The organism is Xenorhabdus sp. SGI246, from assembly GCF_040838225.1.
In the GTDB taxonomy this organism is placed as follows: domain Bacteria; phylum Pseudomonadota; class Gammaproteobacteria; order Enterobacterales; family Enterobacteriaceae; genus Xenorhabdus; species Xenorhabdus indica.
This window is the reverse complement of sequence record NZ_JBFPEZ010000031.1, coordinates 71441-81922: the sequence shown is the minus strand read 5'-3', so window position 1 is coordinate 81922 and position 10482 is coordinate 71441. Positions and strand designations below refer to the sequence as shown.

The window sequence follows — 10482 nt, the reverse complement described above, 5'->3', positions numbered from 1 at the left end:
CAGATTCACCCACCCCTTATGCGCCAGCATTGCCCCTTTTGGCCGGCCGGTAGACCCCGACGTGTAAATGACGTAGGCCAGATGATTTTCTGTCAGGGGCACCGGGCGATGAACAATATTACCGGCGGGCAGGTTTTGCACATGCGACTGTACCGTGTCGGTATCCAGACAGATAACACGTTGCTGGCTGAGGGGTAATTTATCCACCAGTGCTGTTTCGGTCAGGATAAATTCCGCCCCGCTGTGCGCCAGCATATATTGCAGGCGGGCTTGCGGGTAACTGGCATCCAGCGGCACATAAGCGCCGCCGGCTTTGAGAATGCCCAACAGGGCAATCACCGTTTGTAACGACCGGGGAAGGCAAATGGCCACCAGAGTATCTGGCCGGATACCTTGTTCAATCAGGTAATGAGCCAACTGATTGGCCTGAGCATTAACGGCCTGATAACTTAAAGTTTCCTCCCCAAAAACCAGCGCGGTTTTTTCAGGATTCAGGGCCGCCTGTTCTTCAAACAGTTCATGGAAGCACCGCCCTGGTGGATAATGATTCTGTGGCCCCTTTAATTTATGCAGTAAGGTCTGTTTTTCAGCTTCTGCCAATAATGGGAGTTCATGAACGGAGGGCTCTTTATTGATTGAATCATCTGTCATCACCTCAACAATGCCAGAAAGCAAGGTTTCGTAATTAGCGATGAATCTCTCAACGGTGCTACTGTTGAACAGACTCGTGTTAGAGACCCATACTATAGATAATTCACTTGTCTGTTCTTCTTCATAAACATGGACTTCCAAATCAAATCGAGTCGTTTTAAGTAAATCATCGCCAAAATCAGCAATATTATCCTGTTCCAGCGTTGTATCCCGTTGGTTGTTCTGTACTGCAAAGATAATCTGGAATATAGGATTGTGATTTAAACTTCGTTCCGGACTGAGCTTTTCTACCACTAACTCAAATGGCAAATCTTGATGCTCATAGGCATCCAGAATGGTACGACTGTTTTGTTTTAAAAGTTGACTAAAAGTAGGCTGACCGGATAAATCCGTTCGGATAACCAGTGAATTGACGAAAAAACCGATCAATGGCTCAATATCATGGTGTCTTCTCCCTGCCAGCCCCGTTCCAATCACAATATCTTTTTCATTACTGTAACGGCTCAGTAATACAGCAAACGCCGTTTCCAAGAACATAAATAAAGTAACGTTATGTTTAGCACACAATCCCCTGATTGCTTGGGTCAGACGCGAGGAAATGCGTTGTGTATGAAAACATCCCTCAATATTTTGTTTCTCCAGACGTGGATTATCCAGTGGCACACGATGGACGGGTGAAATACCCGCTAACTGATTCTGCCAGTATGTCAGTTGCTTTTTCAGTACATCACCTTGTAACCAGCTCTGTTGCCATTGGGCATAATCAGCATATTGAATTTTCAGCGGCGGTAACGGATTTGCCTCACCCTGACAATAAGCTTTATATAATGTAAAAAGTTCACGGAGAAATATTGTTACTGACCAGCCATCAAAGGCGATATGATGGATCGTATAAATAATGAGATAATCATTTTCTGCCAATTTTATTAACCGAATGCGCAACATCAGATCTGTGCTAAGGTCAAAAATCAAACTCTCTTCTTCCTTACTAAGTTGTTTTACTTGATTGTTTTTTTCGGTTTCAGACAACGCAGATAAGTCATGGTGTGTAATCGGTAAATCGTAATCAGTGACAATAAATTGCCGCGGCTCGTTACCGACAGTTTTAAAATGGGTACGCAACACTTCATGGCGTTCAAGCAATGTCTTAACGGCTGCCTCAAACGCCTGTATGTTAATGGATTCCCACAACCTGAAATTCCCCATACAGTTATACTGAGGGCTGCCTCCATCCAGTTGATCAATAAACCATAAACGCTGTTGAGCAAATGAAAGCGGGTAATGTTCCGCGTTACCATCACGCGGAATATCTTGCAAAAAGTGATACGTTTGAGTTTGTTCTTCTGAATCAAGCTGGTTCAGAAAATTAATTAACTCTTGTTTATGCTGTTTCCATTCACTGAGCAATTCCGGTGGAATACTGTCGCGGCTGGTCTTGTATTGTAAACGATTATCAGTAACGTACAGAGTAATTCCCTGATCTAAAGCTTCATTGACAATTTGCGCTGCATTTTTCATATCTCACCTTTTAATAGTTCTTGTGCTGTTTCTTGCTCAGCCTGGAAATGTTTTCTTTTTTCTTTGATAAGATGAATAGCAACAACTTGCGATAATTGCTCAAGTGTCGGATGTTCAAAAACACTTCTCAAAGGCACTTCTACTTTTAACTCATTGCGTATTGAACTAATAAGGCGGGTTGCCTGAAGTGAGTGACCACCCAGTGTAAAGAAATTGTCATAGATCCCGACTTGACTGACATTCAATAACCTCTTCCATAACTGGCTGAGCTTAATTTCTATTTCATCTCTTGGTGCCACATAGTTTTGTCGGCGTAAATCATCTTCATTTGGGATAGGTAATGCTTTTTTGTCCACTTTGTTATTTAACGTGAGTGGCATTCGTTCCAGAGGAATATAAAGGCCAGGAACCATATATTCTGGTAGTTGCTGTTTCAGTGCAGATTCGAGTAATTCTGAAAGTTCACCGCTAATAGCCGAAATTTGCGGATAGTTAGCCAAATGGTTTTGATTGTAGCTGGTACGTGCCTGTACTGGGGGCAGTGCTGCGCGGCTGAAAATCACATCCAGTAAATCAGGTTGCTGTTGTGACCATGTCACGCCACACTGATAACCACATTGTTCAGCATATTGCAGTAAGGATTCGAATTCCTGAACCTGTTTTAATACCTGTGGGGAGAAACTGCCGGCATTTTCTGGTGGTGTTACCATCTGATTGGCTGACCAGTGACGTAACCCTTCTGCTAAAGCAAGATCATCTTTAACTTTGGCATTGGCAATGCCCGAAACACCAAATGTATCCTCTGTACCCTTTTGTAACAAATTACGCAAACTTTCAAAAGAGTCGAAATTGTGCCAATTTAGCGGCTTTTCATGACAAGTTTCGGTATTTTCATCTCTTTTATGTAATATGACATCATAACGATAACGCAGCATTTCATTATCACCGATGCCACGTTTAACCAGAATGTCAACCCGGCCGATTTCAGGGTAACGCGCCGGTAAATGGGCAAAATAAGTTGGGCTGAGTAAAAATTCGGGTTCTTGTTGTAAACGCCGCTGAATACGATTAGCCAGCACTCCAACCTGAATACGCTGCCCGTTAAGATGACTTTGCTCTATTGCTGTAGCATGAGCGGTTAATAGATCTAAATTGCGAATATCACCTAACAGAATTTTTCCGCCTGCGGTCACAGCAGGCATTAGTTGTTCAAGCACTTTCTCCAGATACTGAACATTGGGGAAATATTGGACAACAGAGTTAATCACGACAGTATCAAATTCGCCAACATGTAATGTTCCTAAGTTGAGTGCATCTCCTCTTCTTAGTTGCACATGTGACCAGCCACGTTGTTGCAGAATGTGTTGGTGTCGGTCCAGAACCTCAGCCGAAATATCAGTCGCCACTACTGACTCACACTGTTCAGCATAGCGATACAACAATAATCCGCTACCACAACCAATTTCCAGTAAACGGTGAGGATGCAGGGCATTAATCCGTTGCATGATTCCCGCTAACCACTCTTCCATCTGTTCAAGAGCAATCGGCTGTTTAGTGTAACTGTTTGTCCAGCCACTGAAATCACTGTCAGATTCGACTGAATCACTGATACTTTCTTGCCGGGTATTATTCGTTATAGGTTGACGGTACTGCTCATCAAAAATTTCTGTCCAGTTCTCAACGCTTCCCGTGTTAAATTCCGTGGCTTTTTCACCTAACCATCCCGTACTTGGGCAGACATACGCGATGAGCTTTTTATCTTCATCTTGACCATAAGCGATAACAACAGCACTACTTAAAGCCTCGTGCCCGGACAAAACTGTTTCGATTTCACTCAATTCTATGCGGTGACTACGGATCTTAACCTGAGAGTCAACGCGGCCGATAAATTCCAACTGACCATCAGGTGTCCAGCGTACTAAATCGCCAGTTCGATAAAGCTTGTTTTCCCGACCATCTGTTGCGTGTGAACTGAATGGATCATGAATAAATTGCCTTGCCGTGATTTCCGGTGAGTTTCGGTAACCGCGTGCTAACTGAACACCGCCGATATACAGTTCCCCGACAACGCCCATCGGAGCCAAGTTACCTTCTGGATCAAGAATACGCGCCACAACGTTAGGCAAAGGTTTTCCAATTGTGATCTTTTCGTCAGTTAATAAAGCCGTGGTAACAATGGATGTACATTCTGTCGGGCCATATACGTTAAACAGTTTTCTCTTCTGTGACCAACGAACAGCGATCTGTGGTGGTACGGTTTCACCCGCTAACAGCAACGTTGAGACAGAGTGCCATTTGTCAAAATTCAGATGAGGAAGCAGTGCGGGAGGAAGTACAGCATGGGTTATCTGATGTTTTTCAACGATTTCATCCAACAATTCAGGGGAACGTTGTTGCGTTTCTGAAATTAAATACAGTGTTGCGCCATAGGCTAATGTCATGGACATCTCTAAGATCATGGCGTCAAAACTCCAGGAGGCAAACTGCAATCCCCGGCTATATGAATCAACACCAAATAATCCTGCTTGCGAAAATGCCAGATTCACCCACCCTTTATGTTCCAGCATCACCCCTTTCGGTTTGCCAGTAGAGCCGGAAGTATAAATCACATAAGCCAGATGATTTTCCGTTAGCGGGAATGGACGCTCAGTAATATTACTTGTGGGCATGTATTGCAACTGTGACTGTATTACCTCAGTATCCAAACAGATGGCTTTCTGCTGGCTGATTGGGAGTTTTTCAACAAGGTGAGTTTCAGTCAGAATAAACCCCACTTCACTGTGGTCCAACATATATTGGAGACGGGCTTTCGGATAACTGGGATCTAACGGTAAATAAGCTCCACCCGCTTTCAGAATACCTAACAACGCCACAACAGCCTGTAATGATCGTGGTATACAAAGTGCAATCAACGTATCTGGTTTGATCCCCTGCTCAAGCAAATAGTGCGCCAATTGGTTAGCTTGTTGATTCAATGATTGATAGCTCAATGACTGACAGTTCAGGGAGTCATCCCCAAAGATTAGGGCATTTTTTTCAGGATGTTGTAATACCTGTTCTTCGAAGAGTTCATGGAAACATTTCCCGACCTGGTAAGGAACTTGTGGCCCACTCCATTCATGCAGTAAAGTGTTCCGCTCAACATCTGCTAATAGTGGAATGTCATGGACGGATGGCTCGCTAGTGCCAACATGATGTTTCATCACATCAACAATATTGGTCAGCAAAACTTCGTAATTGGCGATTAACCTGTTAATGGTAGCACTTCTGAACAGGCTGGTATCCGAGATCCACCCAATAGATAACTCACCTTCGTCTTCTTCATATATATGGACTTCCAAATCAAATCGGGTAGTCAGAAGTGAACGTTCTTTAGATGTAACAACATTATCCTGCTCCAGCGTTGTATCCCGTTGATTATTCTGTACTGCAAACATAATCTGGAAAATAGGATTATAATTTAAGTTCCGTTCTGGACTGATTTTCTCCACCAACATCTCAAAAGGCAGGTCTTGATGCGCATAAGCATCCAGAATGGTACGACTGTTTTGTTTTAAAAGTTGACTAAAAGTAGGCTGACCGGATAAATCCGTTCGGATAACCAGTGAATTGACGAAAAACCCAATCAAAGACTCAGTGTCACGGTGTCTTCGCCCTGCAAGCGGCATTCCAACCAGAATATCTTTTTCGCTACTGTAGCGGCTCAACAATACAGCAAAAGCTGTTTCCAGAAACATAAATAACGTCACTTTATGTTTGGCACACAATGCACGTATTTCTTGGGTCAGAGTCTTCGGAATACGCTGCGGATGGACATCCCCTTCAAAATTCTGTTTTTCTGGACGTGGATTATCGAGTGGAAAACGGTGAAGCGGTGAAATACCTGATAACTGGTTCTGCCAATAATCCAGTTGTTTTTCCAGAGTATCACCTTGTAACCAATCCCGTTGCCATTGGGCATAATCGGTATATTGAACTTTTAATGGTGGCAGAGGATTATCCTCGCCCTGGCAATAGGCTCGGTATAATGTGAGCAGTTCACTGATGAATATTGCCAGCGACCAGCCATCACAGGCGATATGATGGATCGTATAGAGAATGAAATAATCATCCTCTGCTAATTTTAGCAACCGAATACGCAGCATCAGGTCAGTACTGAGGTTAACGACTTGTTTCCACTCTTGTTCACCAAGTTGTTTAACCTGCTGTTCCTTCTCAGATTCTGGCAATGAAGACAAATCATGTATTGTAATAGGTAAATCATAGGAAGTAGCGATAACCTGCCGGGGCTCATTATCAATCGTTTTGAAATAAGTACGCAGTGATTCATGGCGTTCAAGCAATGTTGCTATAGCAGCCTCAAAAGCGTTGAAATTGAGCGGCTCTCTCAACCTGAAATCACCTGTACAGTTATATTGAGGGCTACCTTCGGTTAGTTGATCAATCAGCCATAAACGCTGTTGGGCAAATGACAGTGGATAATGGTCTGCATGTTTATAACGTGGAATATCCTGTAGCCGATGTGTATTCACTTCTTCTTCTGATTCAAGCTGGTTCAGAAAATCAATTAACTCTTGTTTATGTTGTTTCCATTCATTAAACAGTTCCGGAGGAATACTGTCGCGGCTAGTTTTATATTTCAGTTTGTTATCAATGACAAACAGAGTAATCCCTTGATTTAAAGCCTCACTGATGATCTGCGCTGCATCTTTCATATATCACCTTCCAATAGTTCTTGTGTTGTTTCTTGCTCAGCCTGAAAATGTTTTCTTTTTTCTTTGATAAGATGAATAGCGACAACTTGCGATAACTGCTCAAGTGTCGGATGTTCAAAAACACGTCTCAAAGGCACTTCTACTTTTAAGTCATTGCGTATTGAACTAATAAGGCGGGTTGCCTGAAGAGAGTGACCACCCAGTACGAAAAAGTCGTCATGAATACCGACCTGACTGACGCCTAGTATTTCTTGCCATAATTGACTGATTTTTTTCTCCATTTCATTTCTTGGCGCAACATAATCTTGTTGACGGAATTCATTTTCATCTGGGATAGGTAATGCTTTTTTGTCCACTTTGTTATTTAACGTGAGTGGCATTCGCTCCAGTGGAATATAAAGGCTTGGAACCATATATTCCGGCAGTTGTTTTTTCAGTGCTGATTCGAGTTGTTCTGAAAGTTCAGCTTTAATCTCTGAGTATTGGGAGATGTTTTCGGTACTAAGGTTTTCGGTATTAACTTGCAGGACTCTTTCGCCCAACCAATCTGCGGTTGGGCAAACATAAGCAATCAATCTTTTGTCTTTATCGTTCCCATAAGTAATAACCGCAGCGCTGCTTAAGGCATCATGTCCCACCAATGCAGCTTCGATTTCTCCTAATTCAATCCTAAATCCTCTTATCTTGATTTGAGAGTCAATCCGACCAATAAATTCCACATTTCCATCAGGCAACCAACGAGCTAAATCTCCCGTGCGATATAAACGTTGGGATTTGTCTGTCAAATCAGTAGTAAATTTCGTTGTGTTCGTTTCAGGAGCATTCAAGTACCCACGTGCCAGTTGGATGCCACCAATACATAATTCCCCCGCAACACCAATAGGAACTAGATTGCCTGATGGATCAAGAATACGGATAACGGTATTAGGCAATGGTTTCCCAATCGTAATTTTGTCATCAGTTATTAAGCCCGAAGTCACAATGGCAGTACATTCTGTCGGGCCATATGCGTTGAACAGTTTTCTATCCTGTAACCAACGAACAGCGATCTGTGGTGGTACAGCTTCTCCCACTACAAGCAAGGTTGAAACGGAACGCCATTTGTTAAAATTCAGGTAAGGTAGCAAAGCAGGTGGTAATACAGCATGGGTAATCTGATGTTTTTCCACTAACTCATCCAAACATTCAGGGCTATGCTGTTGGGTTTCTGAAATTAAATAAAGTGTTGCGCCATACGCCAGTATCATAGATATTTCTAAGATCATGGCATCAAAGCTCCAGGAAGCAAACTGCAATCCCCGGCTATACGAATCAACACCAAATAATCCTGCCTGTGAAAGTGCCAGATTGACCCACCCTTTATGTTCCAGCATCACCCCTTTCGGTTTGCCCGTAGAACCTGAGGTATAAATGACGTAAGCCAGACTGTTTTCAGTTAGTTGAAATGGACGTTCAGCGATATTGCCCGTAGGCATGTGCTGCAATTGTGACTGTATTGCCTCAGTATCTAAACAGACGACTTTCTGCTGGCTGATTGGGAGTTTTTCTATCAGATTTGTTTCAGTCAGAATAAACTCAGCTTCGCTGTGTTCCAGCATATATTGAAGACGGGATGTCGGATAGCCAGGATCTAACGGCAGATAGGCACCACCTGCTTTAATAATCCCCAATAGTGCTACAACAGCGCGCAATGAACGAGGAATACAGAGCGCAACCAATGTTTCTGGTTTGATATTTTGTGCTATCAAATAGTGGGCAAGTTGGTTGGCCTGTTCATTTAGTTCTTGATAACTCAATGAATTACTGCCAAAAACAACGGCTGTCTTTTCAGGATACCGGGCAGTTTGTTCCTCAAACAGTTCGTGAAAACAGCCGACATGCCGGCTATGATCCTGTAGCCCATTCCATTCATGTAATAAAGTATGTATTTCAGCCTCTGCTAATAGCGGAATGTCATGAACAGAGGGTTCTTTGTGTATCAGATCTGAGCCGATACGTGGCTTCATCACTTTAACAATATTAGCAAGCAAGGTTTCATAATTGGCAAGTAATCTTTCGATAGTAATATTTTTGAATAGGCTGCTGTCGTAAACCCATAAAAAAGATAATCCTCCCTCCTCTTCTTCATAAATATGAATTTCCAAATCAAATCGAACTTTCAAAAGCAGACGTTCTTCAATCTCAATATTATTATCCCGCGCTAACGTTGTACCTTGCTGAGTATTCTCCAAAGTAAAAGCGATTTGGAATATAGGGTTATAATTTAAGTTTCGTCCCGGACTGATTTTTTCTACCAGCATTTGAAATGGCAGATCTTGATGTGCATAAGCATCCAGAATGGTACGACTGTTCTGCTTTAATAACTCACTAAAAGTAAGCTGGCCGGATAAATCCGTTCTGATCACCAGAGAGTTAACAAAAAAACCAATCAGAGGCTCAATATCATGGTGTATTCTCCCTGCAAGGGGGGTTCCCACCAGAATGTCTTTTTCATTACTGTAGCGGCTTAGTAATACAGCAAAAGCTGTCTCCAGAAACATGAATAGAGTGACTTCATGTTGGTGACATAATGCTCTGATTTCTTGGGTCAAATCCTTTGAAATACGTTGTTCATTAAGCTTTCCTTCGAAACTCTGTTTCTCCGGTCGTGGATTATCCAGTGGAAAACGGTGAAATGGAGAAATACCTGATAACTGGTTTTGCCAATAATCCAGTTGTTTTTTCAGAATATCACCTTGCAGCCAATTTCGCTGCCATTGAGCATAATCGGTATATTGAATTTTAAGTGGCGGTAATGGGGCTATTTCCCCTTGCTTATAAGCGCGATATAAAGTGATAAGTTCATTGATAAAGATTTCTATTGACCAGCTATCGCAGGCAATATGGTGAATGGTATAGATAATGACATGATCATTTTCAGCCAGTTTTATCAACCGAATACGCAACATCAAGTCAGTGCTGAGGTTAAAAACCAAGTTATCTTCTTCTTTACTCAGTTGTTTAACTTCATTTTTCTGTTCAGCTTCAGACAACGCCGTCAGATTATGTATTGTAATAGGTAAATCATAGGAAGTAGCGATAACCTGTCGTGGCTCATTATCAATCATTTTAAAATGAGTGCGTAATGCTTCATGACGTTCAAGCAATGCTTTTACCGCGGTTTTAAACGCATTGAGATTGAGTGATTCACGTAATCTCAAATAACCGGGACAATTATATTGGGGGCTCCCTTCGGTCAGTTGGTCGATAAACCACAAACGTTGCTGAGCAAATGAGAGTGGATAATGTTCTGCATTGCCATCACGTTGAATATTCTGTAACTGATGTGTTTGAATCTCTTCTTTTGAATCGATTTGGCTCAGGAAGTCGATCAACTCTTGTTTATGTTGTTTCCATTCACTGAGTAATTCTGCTGGAATACTATCGCGGCTAGTTTCGTATTGTAAACGGTTATCAGCAACAAATAGAGTAATTCCCTGATTTAAAGCTTCATTGACAATTTGCGCTGCATTTTTCATATATAATACCTTTTACATAAAAATAATTTTCAGGCACGTTTCAGTCATCTTTCGAAAAAAAGATTTGTTCATAATTTTCT

3 protein-coding genes are annotated in these 10482 nt (G+C 42.2%); all 3 read right to left on the bottom strand.

What is annotated here, in order from left to right; genetic code table 11:
• Positions 1 to 2169 (bottom strand): condensation domain-containing protein (locus ABLA85_RS08165; protein WP_367962984.1); only part of this gene is annotated, 2169 nt, incomplete at its 3' end.
• On the bottom strand, positions 2166 to 6884 hold the full coding sequence (locus ABLA85_RS08160) for an amino acid adenylation domain-containing protein (protein WP_367962982.1): 4719 nt from the start codon (positions 6882 to 6884) through the stop codon (positions 2166 to 2168). The genes ABLA85_RS08165 and ABLA85_RS08160, both read right to left, overlap by 4 nt.
• Positions 6881 to 10402: an amino acid adenylation domain-containing protein gene (locus ABLA85_RS08155; RefSeq protein ID WP_367962981.1), complete on the bottom strand. Its 3522-nt coding sequence runs from the start codon at positions 10400 to 10402 to the stop codon at positions 6881 to 6883. The genes ABLA85_RS08160 and ABLA85_RS08155 overlap by 4 nt, the downstream gene beginning before the upstream one ends.
• Between the last annotated feature and the right edge of the window lie 80 nt (positions 10403 to 10482).

Bases quoted from the DNA above. Each gene is read 5' to 3' on its own strand.
- ABLA85_RS08160 (WP_367962982.1), bottom strand. From the start codon at position 6,884: ATGAAAGATGCAGCGCAGATCATCAGTGAGGCTTTAAATCAAGGGATT.
- ABLA85_RS08155 (WP_367962981.1), bottom strand. From the start codon at position 10,402: ATGAAAAATGCAGCGCAAATTGTCAATGAAGCTTTAAATCAGGGAATT.